General features: G+C 46.6%; 20 protein-coding genes and 1 other annotated feature. Of the genes, 2 read left to right on the top strand and 18 right to left on the bottom strand.

What is annotated here, in order from left to right; all coding sequences use genetic code 11:
• Positions 1-49: 49 nt before the first annotated feature.
• From MUG84_RS04995 to MUG84_RS05060, 14 genes are all read right to left on the bottom strand, one after another.
• Positions 50-328, bottom strand: a complete 279-nt coding sequence (locus MUG84_RS04995; RefSeq protein ID WP_244721258.1) for a stage VI sporulation protein F — start codon at positions 326-328, stop codon at positions 50-52.
• A gap of 66 nt (positions 329-394) precedes the next feature.
• Positions 395-1,435 carry an NAD(P)H-dependent glycerol-3-phosphate dehydrogenase gene (locus MUG84_RS05000; RefSeq protein WP_244721261.1) on the bottom strand — a complete coding sequence of 347 codons (1,041 nt, stop codon included), beginning with the start codon at positions 1,433-1,435 and terminating at the stop codon, positions 395-397.
• A complete protein-coding gene (gene plsY, locus MUG84_RS05005) occupies positions 1,425-2,060 on the bottom strand; it encodes a glycerol-3-phosphate 1-O-acyltransferase PlsY (RefSeq protein WP_244721268.1) in 636 nt (211 codons plus the stop codon). Before plsY ends, MUG84_RS05000 begins: the two co-directional genes overlap by 11 nt.
• A gap of 12 nt (positions 2,061-2,072) precedes the next feature.
• On the bottom strand, positions 2,073-3,395 hold the full coding sequence (gene der / locus MUG84_RS05010; RefSeq protein WP_244721271.1) for a ribosome biogenesis GTPase Der: 1,323 nt from the start codon (positions 3,393-3,395) through the stop codon (positions 2,073-2,075).
• A 236-nt stretch (positions 3,396-3,631) separates the two neighbouring features.
• Positions 3,632-4,858 (bottom strand): 30S ribosomal protein S1, encoded by a 1,227-nt coding sequence (gene rpsA, locus MUG84_RS05015; RefSeq protein ID WP_244721274.1) that lies wholly within the window; start codon positions 4,856-4,858, stop codon positions 3,632-3,634.
• A 129-nt stretch (positions 4,859-4,987) separates the two neighbouring features.
• The gene (locus MUG84_RS05020) at positions 4,988-5,578 is read right to left on the bottom strand and encodes a lysophospholipid acyltransferase family protein (RefSeq protein ID WP_244721277.1); all 591 of its coding nucleotides are present in this window, start codon (positions 5,576-5,578) and stop codon (positions 4,988-4,990) included.
• Between the two features lie 16 nt (positions 5,579-5,594).
• Positions 5,595-6,290 (bottom strand): (d)CMP kinase, encoded by a 696-nt coding sequence (gene cmk / locus MUG84_RS05025; RefSeq protein ID WP_244721280.1) that lies wholly within the window; start codon positions 6,288-6,290, stop codon positions 5,595-5,597.
• 209 nt (positions 6,291-6,499) lie between these two features.
• Positions 6,500-6,727 (bottom strand): hypothetical protein, encoded by a 228-nt coding sequence (locus MUG84_RS05030; protein ID WP_244721283.1) that lies wholly within the window; start codon positions 6,725-6,727, stop codon positions 6,500-6,502.
• 78 nt (positions 6,728-6,805) lie between these two features.
• The gene (locus MUG84_RS05035; protein WP_244721285.1) at positions 6,806-7,456 is read right to left on the bottom strand and encodes a flagellar brake protein; all 651 of its coding nucleotides are present in this window, start codon (positions 7,454-7,456) and stop codon (positions 6,806-6,808) included.
• A gap of 135 nt (positions 7,457-7,591) precedes the next feature.
• Complete coding sequence (gene ypeB / locus MUG84_RS05040) at positions 7,592-8,953, bottom strand: germination protein YpeB (protein ID WP_244721286.1); 1,362 nt, start codon at positions 8,951-8,953, stop codon at positions 7,592-7,594.
• A 135-nt stretch (positions 8,954-9,088) separates the two neighbouring features.
• Positions 9,089-9,238: a hypothetical protein gene (locus MUG84_RS05045; protein WP_244721289.1), complete on the bottom strand. Its 150-nt coding sequence runs from the start codon at positions 9,236-9,238 to the stop codon at positions 9,089-9,091.
• A 70-nt stretch (positions 9,239-9,308) separates the two neighbouring features.
• A complete protein-coding gene (gene prsW, locus MUG84_RS05050; protein ID WP_244721292.1) occupies positions 9,309-10,004 on the bottom strand; it encodes a glutamic-type intramembrane protease PrsW in 696 nt (231 codons plus the stop codon).
• A gap of 86 nt (positions 10,005-10,090) precedes the next feature.
• Positions 10,091-10,705 carry a genetic competence negative regulator gene (locus MUG84_RS05055; RefSeq protein WP_244721295.1) on the bottom strand — a complete coding sequence of 205 codons (615 nt, stop codon included), beginning with the start codon at positions 10,703-10,705 and terminating at the stop codon, positions 10,091-10,093.
• Between the two features lie 186 nt (positions 10,706-10,891).
• Positions 10,892-11,206, bottom strand: a complete 315-nt coding sequence (locus tag MUG84_RS05060; protein ID WP_244721296.1) for a hypothetical protein — start codon at positions 11,204-11,206, stop codon at positions 10,892-10,894.
• Between the two features lie 93 nt (positions 11,207-11,299).
• Here MUG84_RS05060 and MUG84_RS05065 point away from each other — a divergent pair, with 93 nt between their 5' ends.
• Positions 11,300-12,226 carry a polysaccharide deacetylase family protein gene (locus MUG84_RS05065; RefSeq protein ID WP_244721297.1) on the top strand — a complete coding sequence of 309 codons (927 nt, stop codon included), beginning with the start codon at positions 11,300-11,302 and terminating at the stop codon, positions 12,224-12,226.
• A 67-nt stretch (positions 12,227-12,293) separates the two neighbouring features.
• Here the strand turns inward: MUG84_RS05065 and MUG84_RS05070 are convergent, their stop codons facing one another.
• Genes MUG84_RS05070 through MUG84_RS05085 form a run of 4 tightly spaced genes read right to left on the bottom strand, consistent with a single transcriptional unit; the run spans position 12,294 to position 14,357 of the window.
• Positions 12,294-13,139: a metallophosphoesterase gene (locus tag MUG84_RS05070; RefSeq protein WP_244721298.1), complete on the bottom strand. Its 846-nt coding sequence runs from the start codon at positions 13,137-13,139 to the stop codon at positions 12,294-12,296.
• Positions 13,133-13,603, bottom strand: coding sequence for a hypothetical protein (locus MUG84_RS05075; protein WP_244721299.1), 471 nt, complete (start codon positions 13,601-13,603; stop codon positions 13,133-13,135). The genes MUG84_RS05070 and MUG84_RS05075 overlap by 7 nt, the downstream gene beginning before the upstream one ends.
• Complete coding sequence (locus MUG84_RS05080) at positions 13,600-14,193, bottom strand: CPBP family intramembrane glutamic endopeptidase (RefSeq protein ID WP_244721304.1); 594 nt, start codon at positions 14,191-14,193, stop codon at positions 13,600-13,602. Before MUG84_RS05080 ends, MUG84_RS05075 begins: the two co-directional genes overlap by 4 nt.
• Before the next feature lie 17 nt (positions 14,194-14,210).
• Positions 14,211-14,357, bottom strand: a complete 147-nt coding sequence (locus MUG84_RS05085) for a hypothetical protein (protein ID WP_244721307.1) — start codon at positions 14,355-14,357, stop codon at positions 14,211-14,213.
• A gap of 159 nt (positions 14,358-14,516) precedes the next feature.
• Positions 14,517-14,746 (top strand) — a binding site (T-box leader).
• A 241-nt stretch (positions 14,747-14,987) separates the two neighbouring features.
• Here MUG84_RS05085 and serA point away from each other — a divergent pair.
• On the top strand, positions 14,988-16,577 hold the full coding sequence (gene serA / locus MUG84_RS05090; protein ID WP_244721310.1) for a phosphoglycerate dehydrogenase: 1,590 nt from the start codon (positions 14,988-14,990) through the stop codon (positions 16,575-16,577).
• Positions 16,578-16,695 lie beyond the last annotated feature (118 nt).

Below are 16,695 nucleotides of genomic sequence, written 5' to 3' on the forward strand. Positions count from 1 at the left end.
GTACGAAGCTTCATCGACTTTTTGCCCTTTTCACTGCGGTAAGGATACCTTATTTTTTCTTCATCATAAGTTTCATCAAAGATTCCATGTTATCCGTATTCATTCCACTTTTTTTGACCGCGCTCACGATATCCTGTATGGTTTCTTCGCTGACAGGAACGTTGGCCATTGCGGACACCTGCTTAATCAGTTGGCGGAGCTGGGTCTCATTTTGCATAGTAGAAGGTTTTACGGTGCTGGCAATTTTCTTAACGGCGCTTTCCGTGATGTGCTTCCCTGTTTTCTTGTTGACAACATTCAGCACGTCCTTAGAAATATTTTTACTCATCTTCTCCCCCCCTCCGGCAGTCCTCAACTTATATATATGAGGAACGGCCTTGGAAGGTGAAAAAGATCAACTATGCCACAGCTCCCAAGTTTCGAGTCTCATGGACTCCATTTCCGTCTTGGGATCACGTCCCATTAGGGCTTCTACCGCGCTACGAGGGTCTTTGTCTTCAAAAAGCACCTGATACAGCTGATCTGCAATAGGCATCTGAACACCGTATTTTTCGGAAATCGTGTGAGCCGCCTTGGTCGTTCGAATCCCCTCCACAACCATGCCCATCGTGCTCAAAACTTCGTCAAGCTTCGTTCCTTGACCAAGCATTGAACCCGCACGCCAGTTCCGGCTGTGCTTGCTGGTCGCGGTAACAACAAGGTCTCCAACGCCCGCAAGTCCGGCAAACGTTAGCGGATTAGCTCCCATCTCTACACCGATCCGCGTAATTTCTGCCAGACCCCGGGTAAGAAGAGCTGCTTTCGCGTTGTCTCCATAACCCAGACCATCCGACATCCCTGCGCCAAGAGCAATGATATTCTTCAGAGCTCCTGCGAGCTCCACTCCAAGCATATCCCGGTTGGTATAGACACGAAAATCCGCATTCATAAATAGATCCTGGGCCATAGTAGCAGCCTTCTGATTCAAGGATGCAACGACAACCGTTGTAGGGCAGCGGCGCACCACTTCTTCCGCGTGGCTCGGACCGGAAAGAACAACAATTTCCCCTTCCTCGCACCCCAGCTCTTCGGAGATAACCGTGGACATCCGCTTCATCGTTTCAGTTTCAAACCCCTTCGTTGCGTGTATACACAACATATCCTTGTGCCAATAAGCTTTTAGGGAATGGGCAACCTCGCGCATTGCCTTGGATGGAGCTACGATGAGAACAGCTCTTGAGCCAGTCACCGCTTCTTCCATGTCTGTCGTTGCTTTCAAATTTGCTGGCAAATCCGCACCCGGCAAATAGCGGCTGTTCATATGCTTTTCGTTAATTTCTTGTACTTGCTCGCTACTTCGACTCCATATCATGACATCCGGATGATTGACCGCAAGGACGCTTGCCAGAGCGGTTCCCCAACTGCCGGCAACAAGCACAGCTACTTTATTTGACAATTCCCTTTCCTCCTTTGGATCCTCCGGAGCCTATCTTGTTTTCCCGACCTTGAACAATTTTCACAATATTGCTTCGATGTCTCCAGAAGGCAAACACACAGATAACGAAGCTGGACCAAAAGATAGGCCAGCTAAAACCAAAGATTAGACCAAAGATCAGCAGAGATATTGGGGTCAACGCTACAAAAACCAGCGAACCGAGAGATACATAACGTGTAATGACGATCAGCAGAATCGCGATGATACCAGCGCATAAGGCAGGAAGAAAGCTCAATGAGGCCATAACGCCAATGGTCGTCGCAATACCTTTACCCCCGCGAAAGTGGAAATAGATAGGCCAGTTATGGCCTATGATCGCAGCGATTCCGCAAAGAGCAGGAATCCATTCATTTCCGCCTCCCAGCCACTTTCCGAGCCATACGGCAGCGATTCCTTTCAGAACATCGAGCAAGAGCACGGCAATCGCCGGCCCTTTACCCAAAATCCGAAGTGTGTTGGTAGCTCCCGCATTTCCGCTTCCATGCTGGCGGATATCTATCCCTTTCAGGAGTTTGGCCAGTACAACACTAAAGCTGATCGAGCCGAGCAGATAACTCAGAACGATGGAAATGATCTGTAGAATCAATCTATTTCTCCCCTAACTTTCATCCGATTTGCGCCGCGTGAAGATCCGGATTGGCGTGCCCTCAAAATCAAACGCACCCCGGATTTTGTTCTCCAGATAGCGTTCATATGAGAAGTGCATCAATTCAGGATCATTGACGAAGACAACGATGGTCGGAGGCTTAACGGCCACCTGGGTTACATAGTTAATGCGCAGGCGCCTTCCTTTGTCCGTTGGAGGAGGATTAATTGCGACCGCATCAGATACAACGTCATTAAGAAGATGCGTCTGAACGCGAAGTGTGTGCTGTTCTGCAGCATGCTGCACTACTGGAAGCAGCTTATGCAGACGGGATTTCGTCTTCGCAGACAGGAACACGATCGGCGCATAGGTCATGAACAGAAAATGGTCGCGGATCTTTCTTTCAAATTCATGCATAGTTTTATCATCTTTATCGACGATATCCCATTTATTCACGACAAAAATAGATGCTTTGCCTGCTTCATACGCATAACCTGCAATATGCTTGTCCTGGTCAATAATGCCTTCTTCACCGTTAATGACGATTAGAACGACATCCGCACGTTCAATTGCACGCATGGCACGCATAACACTGTATTTCTCAGTTGTTTCATAGACCTTACCTCGTTTACGCATACCTGCCGTATCAATGAGGACATAACGCTGTCCATCTTTTTCAAACGGCGTATCAATGGCATCCCTAGTTGTACCTGCAATGTCACTGACAATAACACGCTCTTCACCAAGAATAGCGTTCACCAGCGAGGATTTACCCACATTCGGACGGCCGATTAAGGCTACGCGAATGACATCTTCATCATACTCATCATCATTCAGCTCTGGCAAAATGTCGACAATGGCATCCAGTAAATCTCCGATGCCTGTACCGTGACTTCCGGAGATTGCAATCGGATCTCCGAATCCAAGGCTGTAGAACTCATAAATCTCGTCATGACGGGCGAGATTGTCTACCTTGTTTACCGCGAGGACAATTGGCTTTCCGGAACGGAACAGAATTTGGGCTACTTCCTCGTCAGACTGCGTCACTCCGCTCTTGGCGTCACACATAAATACAATTACATCCGCTTCCTCAATGGCAAGCTCTGCCTGCATGCGGATGGATTTTAAAATTACATCGTCCCCATCAATTTCGATACCACCGGTGTCAATGACGCTGAACGGTTTGCCGTTCCATTCGGATACCCCATAAATCCGGTCCCGGGTAATTCCCGGTTTATCTTCCACGATGGCCAGCCGATCGCCAATCAAACGATTGAAAATGGTTGATTTGCCTACGTTAGGCCTGCCAACGATAGCTACTACAGGTCGTGCCATATTCACTCCTCCTGTCAATTCTTACGTTTATCATCATAGCAAAAAACGATTATTTTGGCTAACGTTTCATATGACTATCCGCACATTAATCCTATTTTCCCGAAGAAAAGGGATTCCATGCGCATAACTCCCAGCTATTTCTACAACTTTTGCGTATTCCTCGCAGGGATTTTACACAAAAAAATCAGCGAACCCAATTAAGGGTTCGCCGATTTTCATTTCCGAGACTGCAACAATCATTTGAATTTGCTGAGTTTGTCTCCAAAACGTTCCCCAAGCGTAATGCTGAGGCCTTGATTGCTCAGAGATACGTTAGGATTGTCCTTAAGCTCATCCTTGTGGTTGCTGCTGCTTTTAGCTGGTCTCTCCTGTTTAGGAGCAGCAGCCGGAGCTTCTTCTGTTTCTTTGATGCTGAGGCTTACGCGTTTTTCAGCCGTGTTGATGTCCAGGATTTTCACTTGGACTTCTTGTCCTTCTTTCAGAACTTCATGCGGAGTTCCGATGTGTTTATGAGAAATTTGGGAAATATGAACAAGTCCTTCGACTCCTGGAGCAAGCTCTACGAATGCACCGAAGGTTACAAGACGCTTAACTTCGCCTGTTACCACATCGCCTGTGTGGAATTTTTCTGTAGCAGAATCCCAAGGACCAGGCTGAGCAGCCTTCATGCTTAGGCTAATTTTGCCTTTTTCAGGGTCTACTTTCAGAACTTTAACCTTAACCTTGTCTCCTTCAGAAACAACGTCAGCTGGTTTTTCAACATGGTTCCATGCCATTTCAGAGACGTGAACCAGTCCGTCTACGCCGCCTACATCAACGAATGCGCCAAATTGAGTAAGACGTTGAACCGTACCTTCAAGCTCTTGGCCTTCTTGAAGCCCAGACATTACTTTTTGCTTGTTGGCTTCGAATTCTTCTTCAAGCACGTCTTTGGCGGAAAGAATGACTTTGTTGTTTTCGCGGTCAATTTCTTTCACTTTTACGCGCAGTGTACGTCCTTTGTAGTCGCTGAAGTCTTCTACAAAATGACGTTCAACCATGGAAGCCGGGATAAATCCGCGCACACCCACATCAGCAACCAGACCGCCTTTAACAACGTCTGCTACAGTAATTTCAAGCACGTCTTGAGCTTCAAAATGCTTTACAAGCTCATCCCATGCATTTTCACTGTCGATCGCACGTTTGGAAAGGACAAGTTTTTCCTTTTCGTCGTCGATGCTGACCACTTTGCATTCTACTTCTTGACCAACCTGAACCGCATCCGCTGCATTGTCCAGATGAACAGAAGACAGCTCACGGACCGGAATCACACCGTCATATTTATATCCAATGCTTACATAAGCCTGGTTATCTTCAAGCTTGACGATAGAACCTTTCACGGTGTCCCCTTTTTTCAAGGATACGAATTGGTCCATTTCCTCTTGAGTTACTTGAGCTTCCTGATTCTTTGTTTCTTCCGACATATCAATACCCTCCTCAATTCAAAAAAAAACCATTTATTCAAACCTGCTGACGCAGAGTTCAAAACATTCGAATAGATATGTTTAATATCTTTCCAATAAGTGCTTGTCTTCATGCACGGGCCGACCGGACTAATTCAGCGTAGGCTTTCCGGTTTGCTGCATCTCGTGAATCCGCGACATAATTTTATCCGTCACCGCTTCAACTGCTTCTCCCGAGTCCATAGCTGCAAATTCAGATAAATCGATCGGCTTACCGTATATAACTCTCATTTTCCGTAAAAACTTATAATCTCCCACGATTGCGGCAGGTACGACTGCAGCACCGCTCCGTAGAGCGAAACTTGCAGCACCCTTTTTCGCGGCACCACTATCGGAATGACGGGTTCCTTCCGGAAAAATCCCCATGATCTCGCCACCGCGCAGAATCTTAAGAGACGTCTTAAAAGAGTCCTTACTCACTCCGCCTCTCTTCACGGGAAACGCGCCTAATTGCGGGAGTAGCCATCCGAGAACCGGAATCTTGAACAATTCTTCCTTGGCCATAAATTTAACCTGCCGCCGCACCTTGATCCCGACAGCTATCGGATCGAGTAGACTTTTGTGATTCGAGCAGAGCAGGACCCCGCCCTCATCCGGAATATTCTCTTTGCCTACCACTTCAAAGCGGTAAAAAATGTCAAAGAGTATTCGTAGCACGCCCCGGCAAAAAACATAAATCATGTCGTTCTCCCCATCCTTATGAGTTGGTATGAGTTCTGCAGTAAGAAACAATCGTTTCTACAACCTGAGGGATGTCCATATGCGTTGTATCCAGCACTATGGCATCATCAGCGCATCGCAGCGGTGAAATCTCACGTCCTTCGTCGAGACGGTCACGCTCTGCAATGTCCTTCTCAAGCTGCTCCAAGGTCAAGCCTTGAGCATCACTCAGCTCTTTAAAGCGGCGGAGAGCACGTTCCTTAACACTGGCCGTCATGAAAATTTTTAGTTCGGCATCCGGAAGTACCGTTGTTCCGATATCCCGCCCATCCATAACGACGCCTTTGCGTGCAGCCATCTGCTGCTGGAGCGCTACCAAATGTTTGCGCAGCCCCTCAATTTGTGCATAATGCGACACCATGCCGTTCACTTCCTGCGAACGGATCAGCGGCGAAACATCCTGTCCGTCAACCAGAACCTTTTGCCCGTCAACACCCGGTATTAATTCAATCACCATATTTTGGGCATGCTGTAGCACCTGATCCGAAAATTCCGGTAAAATATTATGCTTTAGCATATACCAGGTTACTGCCCGGTACATAGAACCGGTGTCCACGTATATGTAGGACAGTTCTTTGGCCACCAAGCGGGCGATCGTGCTTTTGCCTGCCCCGGCAGGTCCGTCAATTGCAATATTAATCTTCAAGTTGTTCTTCGTCCCCTGCCTAACCAAAGGGGCATTCCTCCTCAAACATTAGCATAAAATCGACAAATTTTCACAGCAATCAGGCCGATTTTTAGCCATTGTTTTTCTTGCATGATCAGGAAGCCATTACAACATAGTTATTACAATTCTGATCACTTCAAGAAAAAAGCAGGCGTTGCCTGCGACGTGAAAATTATACCACACAACATACCCTGATGCAAAAAAGACCTACGAAATCAATCCTGCCAATCCTTGACATTCCGCTCCTTTATTGGGATTCCGTCCAGTCTCTCCACCGGGGAAATAAACGGTCTAAGCGGACGGATATGCAGTGCGGCCTGAAAGAAAATGAATGCCGCGATCAAAAAGATCAACAGAATTTTGGTAAGCTTGCCGGCCTGTGTGCATAACCGGTCAAATAACAATAAATATTGTCTTACTTGCTCGTTCTCGTTCATCATCATACACTCCCGGATTTTTCCTATTAATGTTTCCGGATAATCCCTTTTTTATTCGGAGCGTATGATTGAAAAAAAACTGACTTAGCGCCTAAAATCAAACTGGCGTTCGAAACAGAATCGGATCAGCTTCTGGCGCTCCATATCTGCAATCGCCGTAAATTTAACCATTACAATTTTGCGGCCGTTCTCCAGCACCTTAATCCGGACGATCTCCCCATTAAAAGGAACATGCTCAATACTCCCGTTTTTATAAAGCACAAGCACCCAGCAGGATACGCCGTCTCCTTCCGATACGCGTTGGCTAGCGTCGCAATAAAAAGACAGCCCCCCTCCTCCCACATCATAGGTCCTTGCAACAAAGCGAAGCATCTTGTCCGTTTTGACAGCAACTTCGAGCTCCGCATTGACGCGTAGAAAGCTGCGCCGCTGGATTTTGCTGATGGAATCGGGCTCGGGTCTTCGGATTCTTATCATCCGAATCACATCTTCCTTGAAACCAAAAACATATGAATTGAAATAATTTTTAATGCCGCCCTCGGTTAGAAAAAAAACGGACAGCTCGTCACCACTTGACAGCTTCTTTAGCCGTCCGGATCCCTCCTGGATCGGCACCTCGATAAGAATCGAATCCTCGTCCATATCTCCAATTCTGGATTTATATTGGACGACTGCCTCTTTTTCATCTCCTGAATCTACGCTAATAAACAATAAGTCACCTATTTTAGGATACAAAAAAGTTCACCGCCAGCTCATAAATTAACCGCATATCCTGATTATACCATGTCTTTGGACATAGGTATGCGTATTTTTGAGCAAAAAAGAAGCCTCTTTACGAAAGAGACTTCTTAAAACTGGTATAAAAGTCTTTTATTTTTTAGCCGCCTGTAGATCGGAGGACTTGAGCTCCTCAACTTTTTTCTCAGAGCCGTCGTTTGCATCCATGAACAAGCGGTATTTTGAACCGTTAATATTCCCGCCGTATTCGTAGCAAAGAACTTCCTTGGATTGGTCATCCTTTATAAGCGCTGTACGGCTGTAAGTTTCCTCGAATTCCGGATTCAGTTTCTTACGCACTTCGTCCATGGTCATCTTCGGCTTTGGAATCTGACGGTTTTCTTTATGCTCATACACATAGTCGCTTGCCTGGAAGCCGGTTACATCACCATTATCCAGACCGACACGGACCGTGATTTTCTCCGGATAGATGAGCACGCCATTTTGTTTACTGACATATGTCAGGTTACCCATATTTCCGTATTGATCCGCGGTCACAGCCGTCATGTCCTTGTAGCCTTTTTGGGTCAGGAACTGATCCGCTTTATCTTTAGCCTGCTGAATCGTTACCGATTTTTTGCCGATGTCGCGATTGTCGTGGTAGCTGATCAGCTGTCCGCCTTTTTTCGTAAAGTCCATCGAAATAACGGCTGGATGGCTCGGAGATTTGACGGTCGCCGTATAAGACTCCCAATCCGTTCCCTTGCCGTTTTCAGTGACTTGAATGGTAGCATTTGGTCCGGCGTCAGCAAACTTGGCAGCCTTGCGTTTGATATCCTCCTTGGATACCGGTTCGCCGGACAGCTGTTTTACGGAACGCTTGTCATACATGCTTGATACGGCTGGTCCCCAGTTGATTTCAGGATATTCGCCAACCTTCTTGTCTACGCTTTTGTACCCGTCAATGATCATGTTGTTGAGTGACTTTTCTTCGGAAACCATCGCGCTCTCCACATCCATCCAACGAAGACCGTTCTCAATGGCCTTACTTTGCACCGTCTGAAGCCCCTTTGTAATTTCACCCGAATTTTTATACAGCGTCTTTAGGTTCTTCTGCTCTTCAGGTGTCAACGGTTCCTTATCCAAGTTGCGTATGGAGGTCTGGTACGAGAAGTTCGAAATCCGGGAAAGGAAATTCTCGGTTTTATCGAAAGGAAGCATGCTCAGAGGCAGCTGATTAATATCACTTTGAGCTTCGCTGGTCAGCCTCCATACATTCGCCATCCCCTTGCGGTGCATATCATTGGAGGTAGAACTGACCGCAAGCGTATTCCCAATCTCAGTGTGCAGCCGGTCCATATGATAGGACAAATCATGGAAAGCCCGCTGATACTGGTTTTCCGCTTTAATCATAACCGCGTTTTTTTCCTGGTTCTCTTGATACCCCCACACGAATGCCCCGATCATTAAGAGGGTAACGATGGGAAACAATATTGCGCTTAGTCGCATGTACATAATGGCTCAAGTCTCCTTTCTTCTTTATCGATCAAGCCAAGGTCTGCAGCACATCACAGTTGGTTATTGATCATGCTGCTGTTAGTTTGACAAGAAGAAAGGAGTCTTATGCATCAAATGGCAGCGTTTTACGCCTTAGAATGGCAGCTCTTCGATATCGAACAGATTTTTGTTGTTACAGAGGCACTGCTTGAAGCCTGTCTCAATCCGTCCACGGTCTCTTTTGCCCCTCAAAATAAACCGTTCTCCACATTGTTTGCATACAATCGTAACTTTGACACGCAAAAAAAGCACCTCCACCCTAATGAATTTTCCATAACTGGAATTCTAGTAGGATCAAGTGTGCCCATTTTGTTCAGGTATTAACCTCTTCTTCACGTTTGAGAAACCGGAATGGCGAGCGGTTGTTGGCCCGGTAAACCTTCCCCATTCCCCCGTACCATAGAAAAGCCATCAACGGAACGATAAACCACAGCCAATACTGTGTTATGGTGGCAAGTATCAAGTCGTATACACCGTGCCAGAACCATGGAATCAAAATCGAATAGGCCAGAAAACGCTTCGCCTTTGCACCTGTAGAGAAACGGGCCCGTCCAAGATAATATCCCATCATCACCCCGAACATAGCATGGCCCGAGACCGGAAGCAGCGCCCGAAGGAACATCGCCGAGGTGGAAGCGTGACTGTACCAGGCGTACATAATGTTTTCAACCGTAGCAAATCCAAGTGAAATGGCAACCGCGTACACAATACCGTCATATGGCTCGTCAAATTCCGAGTGGTTATAGATGATTTGATACAGTACAAACCACTTGAGGAACTCCTCCACTAAAGACGAAATTACAAATGACTCGATGTAGGGATTGCCACCGAAACTGCTAGTCAATCCCCGCTGGATAATCATCACGGGCACGACAATCAGGAAGCCGAACACAAATACCTTAATTACCATCGTCAGCGGTTCCTGATCGTACCTGTCCTTCAGATAAAAATACGTCAAAAGGGCGAGACCCGGCGCTAACGCCGAAGCAATGACCGAAAACCAAAACACCGTTTCTTTTCCCCCTTTATCCATGTATTTTTATCGCTTATAAAAAGCATTCATCCCATGAAATCCTTGTTCATGGGATGACGCTTTTAATCCTGTCGATTGAAATGCTCGCGGATCACCGCAATTGCATTCTCCTGCATGACAACCTTACCATATTCATCAAGAACAGCTTCAGTATAAGAAGCAGCTTCCCCATATTCAGCCAATACAGCTATAAGTGAAGGATGCTTATTGGAATCGATCTGTTCAGGATCCATATACAGCACCCATTTATCTTTATAATGATAAAGACGGCCTGCCTCGGTGATATGACCGCCAAGAACATGTGCAGCTTCAATCAGTACCTCAAAATCGTTAAAAGCATATACGATGGAATCACTCTGCTCCAGGGTCACTTCCATTTCATACACTTCTTCAGGAAGCTCATCTTCCCCTAGGAGACTGTAATGCTGATGATCATATTTTCCTCGGGTCACGATGACGACCATGCCTTGAGCAGGCAGAGCAAAGACTTCGACAGCGAGCGGTCCGGTTGCATCAAAACCGAGTTCGTTATAGGCTTGATCCATCATTTCGGTGAACAGCTCATGGACCTTTGGAAGCTCTTGCCACATGTCTTCCTTCTGGATTCCGCGCTCACTCAGATCGTCGAACGTGAGGAAAATCCGTATCTTATCTGAGCTCAATCGTTCTATTTTCATGACAGGATCCTCCTCTGCAAGCAATGTTATAACAAATTATGATGACTCCACTAATGTGTGCTGAAAATAGTCCTATGTAAGTATGTTATCATTATATAACCAGAAATGCACGCTGTAAAATAGACAAAAAAAGAATCATTTTGAGCGTCTTCCGCCCAAAAATGATTCTAATTGCTTCGGTTTCGTTTAGAAACCAGGTATGGTCGTATTTGTTTCCTTCATAATCATATCCACTTCTCTTTTCACATCCGGATTGCTGTTGATGAAGTCATGAATGTGCTTCATGCTATCTTCCTTCGAATGCGTTTGGGCATACTGGTTGCTGTTACTGCTGTAGCTATTGCTGCCAGAGCTGCTTGCTACCATGGTACTGGCGCCGATGTCCATCATTTTTCCTGCACTTTGAGTGATTGCGGAAGTGAGCGACCCTTTGTTTTTAGACATAATGGCTGTCGCGCAAGCACCGATGAGGACACCGCTTATAAATGACGAAGTATTCACAAATACAACCTCCTTATGTGATAGAATCAAGTGTATTGTTCACGGAAAAGGACATACTCATGCGGTATAAAAACAGGAAAGAGAGATGAAAAAATGGTTAAAAAGACAGCCGCGTTTCTTCTTGTTACTGCAATGTTGTTAAGCGCCTGCGGCGACAAAAAAGATATGCCAAAGAATTCAAGCTCTGTTAACCAGAACAACTCCGAAGCGACAGCAGGAGCCGTTCAAGGCATCGGGCCGGATTCTAATCAGGGAAACGACAGCAAAGAAGCAGCTTCCAGCGACGCTGGCAAAGATGTAACCGCAATAGATGACGGTGAAAAGAATAAGAACAATACCGACCCTGCTGCAGATCAGAAAGACGAAGCCTCCATATCTAAGACATACCACATGAATAAAGCATACAACATTGTTCCTAATGAAGAGGGTACAGAGAAAAAGGTCGTACTGCTGACCTTCGATGACGGTCCTAAAAAAGCCGAATGGATCAACAGCCTGATCGATACGCTGGACAATCATCATGCAAAAGCGATTTTTTTTGTTAACGGTTACAGAGTTAAGGAAAATCCAGATCTACTCAAGCTGATTCATGACCGCGGTCAAATTATTGGCAATCACAGCTGGGATCATATTTCCTTAAGAAAAGAACCTGAGGCAAAAGTGAAGCAGCAAATTGAGGATGTGCAAAAAATTGTTAAAGACATGATCGGTGAAGCACCGGTGTTCTTCCGACCTCCTTTCGGTGAAGGGGGAGACATCGGCAAAAAGATCGCCAAGGAAAACGGCCTTCTCTATATGACCTGGTCAAACGGATCACTGGACTGGACAATGAAGTCCAAAGGGACCGACAATCCCCAAAAGGTTATTCAGAACGTGATGGACCAGCTGCATGCGGGAAGCAATATTCTGATGCATGAGCTGCCTTGGACAGCCGAAGCGCTTGATCAATTACTCACCCAGTTGGAAGCGAGTGGTTATACTTTCGTAGACCCCCGCAGCATCGAGCTTGAAATGCGATAACAAGCAGTTAAGCACTCTATCCTGCCGATGACTGAGGATGAGTGCTTTTTCATTTTCATTGCCACAATTAACATTCTTCAGGAGCCTTTTTCAGCTGTATAAGATGCATCTCAGCGGGACAGCATAAACGCAGCGTAACACGGCGATTGCCGAACCCACGGCTGATTAGCATTTGCGGGCGTTTCACCAAAGCCTGAGGCTGATACCATTTGAACCAGCCGCAGTCATATTTACGGTAGAAAGCACTCAATCTGATGGCGCCAAAAAAAGGCAGCCTGATCTGTCCGCCATGCGTATGCCCGGCAAGAATTAAATCCGCCGGCTTGGCGGAGACATAGCGCAGCCAAGCAGGATCATGGACAACAACAATCCGGCATACAGACGAAGAATCGCTGCCCCCTAGTTCAGGAAGCTGCGGATACCCGTCGCGCTTACTCAGCGGTTGATCGACGCCAGTCAGGCAGACATGTTCTCCGCTGCGTTCGAGCAGCACATTTTCGTTTCTGAGAAGGGTTCCCCCTACTTCACGTAGTAACCTCGCTAAACCTGCCGGATCCGCCTTCAAATCATGATTACCGTACACAGCATACATAGGACCTATTTTCGATAAAATCTCCAAATTAGCCTTAACACGTTTCAGCGGTACATTCTTCTCCATGATATCGCCACCGAGTATCACTAAATCAGCTTTATTCTGATAGGCCTGCAGATATTCTTCCGAAAGCTTCCGCTTATGAATATCCGAAATGAAAAAAATGCGGCTTCCATTAAAAGCTTCCGGCAGTCTTTCGAGCATAACCTCGGAACGGGTTACGTCATGAAGTCTGGCTTCATAGGACATTCTCGCAAAAATCAGCACACAGCCTGCAGCAATAATTCCTATAATCCATATATAAAGGGCCCCTGTTACCATAAATCCTCCAGTGGCGGTGCGCCCTTCACTCCCCAGTATACGAGAAATGCAGTTAATACAAGGAACAAGAAAAACAAAGAGTTCGTAAAATATTTGCTGATTACATTTTTGCGGTTGCCATATTTTTCAGCCCTTGTCGATGCTGAATCGAGTTCCTCTTCTGAACCAGCTCCTGCGCGGCCCTTATTATGCTTTACAGCACGAGACCTGTAGGTCTGACCTGAATTAGATCCATTAGAAGATTCGGAACGGCTTTTTCTCGGAGCTTGCGCTGCACCACCTTTTCGTCTCTTCGTTGAACTTACCCGGCTCAAAGCAGGGGCAGCTGTGGATTTCTTCGCTTCCCTGCGGCTATTGACCGATTTAACCTGTCGATCGTCATCAGCTGAACGAGGGGGCTTTTTTGATTGGTTTTTTTTTGTATTTCTGTTATACGTCTTAACTCTACTTAATTCACTACTCATGATTCCCTCCGAAATCGAATCACTAATCCGGAAATACAATCTATCGCAAAATGGCAAACCACTGGGGCCAGCAGTGTTCCGGAATGTATATAGATGTATCCGAGACCATAGCTGCTCAGGAAAACCCAGCCCGTAGGGATCCAATGCTTCAAATACCGTACATGTATAACCGCGAACAAGATACTTGTCCAGTAAGGACCGATTGAATATTGTATGGCGCCCCGGAACAACAGTTCTTCGCATACGGCCACAATAGCGGAAATCAATACAATATGCCATATAGGACGGTTTTGAAACAGCATATTGTTGATTCCCCCGTCATCCATTACTTCTTCCGGGGTAACCCGTGACACCAGAAAATCAATGAGAAACATGATAGCGGCCAGTCCCAAACCCCATGCCATAAAATAGTCGCCTTTGTGTGTCACAAACAACTCAAGGGGATTTCTTTTCTGACATAATATCCATATCAACCCGATAATGAAGGTAAGACCTTGTGTAAGATAAAGATTAATCAGCAGCAGCCGGTCTGTCAGCTGATCAGGTGTGGCCTGCTTCAGTTTGGGCACACGGAATTTAAATTTTTTCATATTATGCCTGCCTGTCTTTAGTTATTAAGCGATACAAGGATCATCACCACTTCACCGACTCCCACCGGCAGTAGGATGTCGTCACCTTCTATCATACCGTATTTTTGCCTTATCGTGAATTCGAGCGCGATTGGCTCATATAAACCTGCAGTTACATTGGCCAAGCTGCCTTTTTTCTTCTAGTAAGAAAACGACATTTTTCTTGTGGAATCCGGCAGAATATAATAAAAATCATAGCAGATATTGCGAAGAAGATTCAAGGAGGCAAGGTTCCCTATTGACAGAGTTGAGGGTACCATGATACATTATGAAAAAATTAACGAGTTAAACCGATGAAGGAAAAAAGATCCTTGAGAGTCTTCAGAGAGCCGGTGGTTGGTGCAAACCGGTGACAGTCAAGCCGTCTTAGCGTTCCAGAGAAGCTGCATTGAACCTTCAGTAGGTGCAGCCGGGTCATTTCCGTTATCAAATCTGGTCTGAATAGACCTCTGAGGCTGTCGGCTTAAATCGGCGGTGAATTAGGGTGGTACCACGAACAACTCTCGTCCCTTACTACGCAAGTAGTGTGCGGATTGAGGGTTTTTTTGTTATATTACGCCCTAGATTTGCTTGACGTGCCTAGGCTAGCGCCCATCAGCGAGACGTCATACCTTAATTCTTTTATACAGCACCGCGTTGCCCAGGGAATACAGTATTTCTATAAAGCGATGATGCGTATGGTTTTACGGGAATGTATTTCATACGGAATACAGCCCTCTATTATAAGTGTTCCAACAGAATGAGGAGGAGAAACCATGTTTAAAGTATTAGTATCGGATCCAATCAGCGATCTGGGTATTCAGCAGCTGATGGATGCAGCCGACGTCCAGGTAGAGAAAAAGACGGGACTCGGAGAGGATGAACTCGCAGCTATTATCGGAGAATACGACGCCCTGCTCGTCCGCAGCCAAACGCGTGTTACTGAAAAGATTATGGCAGCTGGCACCAAGCTCAAAGTCGTTGGCCGTGCAGGAGTAGGCGTGGACAACATTGATCTTGAAGCGGCAACCAAGCGCGGTATTATCGTTATCAATGCTCCAGATGGCAACACCATCACAACCTGTGAGCATACCTTTGCCATGATGATGGCTCTTGCGCGCCATATCCCGCAAGCTTATGCAAAAACGGTGGGCGGTGTTTGGGACCGCAAATCCTTCCTCGGCGTCGAGCTTCGAAACAAGACTCTCGGCGTAATGGGTATGGGCCGCATCGGAAGTGAAGTAGCTAAACGCGCCAAAGCATTCGGAATGAACATCTTGGCGTTTGATCCCTTCCTGACACAGGAACGTGCCGAGAAGATGGAAGTCAAGCTGGCATCCGTGGATGATATCATTCGCAATGCCGACTTCATGACCGTTCATACTCCGCTGACACCAGAAACACGTCATATGATCTCCCGTCCACAGTTTGAAGTCATGAAAAAAGGAATGCGCATCATCAACTGCGCACGCGGTGGAATCATCGACGAAGTGGCTCTCGTGGAAGCTATCAATGAAGGTATTGTGGCCGGTGCAGCCTTTGACGTATTTGAAATCGAGCCGCCGCAAATTGATCATCCGTTCCTGTCAAATCCAAAAGTTATCGTGACCCCTCACCTTGGCGCTTCGACCGTAGAAGCCCAGGAAAACGTGGCTATCGACGTTTCTGAGGAAGTCCTTCATATCCTACGCAACGAGCCGTTCAAAAACGCTGTTAACATGCCTCCGGTAGCCGCAAGCGTGATGAACCGCCTGCAGCCTTACTTCTCGATCGGCGAGAAGCTCGGAAGCTTTGCCGCGCAGTCAGCGAACCAGGCCGTGAATGAAATCCATGTTGATTATGCCGGCGACTTGTCGGATGTCGATACGCTTCCACTTACACGTTACATTGTGAAAGGTGTGCTTGCCCATCATCTGGGAAGCGGAGTCAACATCGTCAACTGCATGCATCTCGCTAAATCCCGTGATATCAATGTGGTGGTGACCAAAGCATCGAAGTCCAAAGGCTTTACTAACCTGCTGACCGTTACGCTGAAGACACAAAACAATGAGGAAACGCTGGTAGCCGGTACCCTTCTGAACGGATACGGCGAGCGGATCGTGCAAATTGACAAATTCCCTGTCGATGTGGCACCGGAAGGCCATCAAATCCTTATTTCCCATAACGACAAGCCGGGTATGATCGGCAGCGTCGGCACGCTTCTTGGCCAAAACGACGTCAACATCGCCTCTATGCAGGTTGGTCGTAAAATCATCGGCGGCGAAGCCATCATGATTTTGACCGTCGATAAAGCCGTACAAAAAGACGTGCTGAATCAGCTGACGACTCTGCCTGAACTAAACAGTGCCATCGAAATTACACTGTAACATTTGGACATATCCTGCCCAAGCTGCTATTTCAAAAGCGCATGCCCTATACAGTGGCATGCGCTTTTGATTTTGAATTGTTCCACGATGAACAAGATTAAACTCTGAACTTCAACAA

The organism is Paenibacillus mangrovi (assembly GCF_022898935.1).
GTDB lineage: Bacteria > Bacillota > Bacilli > Paenibacillales > Paenibacillaceae > Paenibacillus_AQ > Paenibacillus_AQ mangrovi.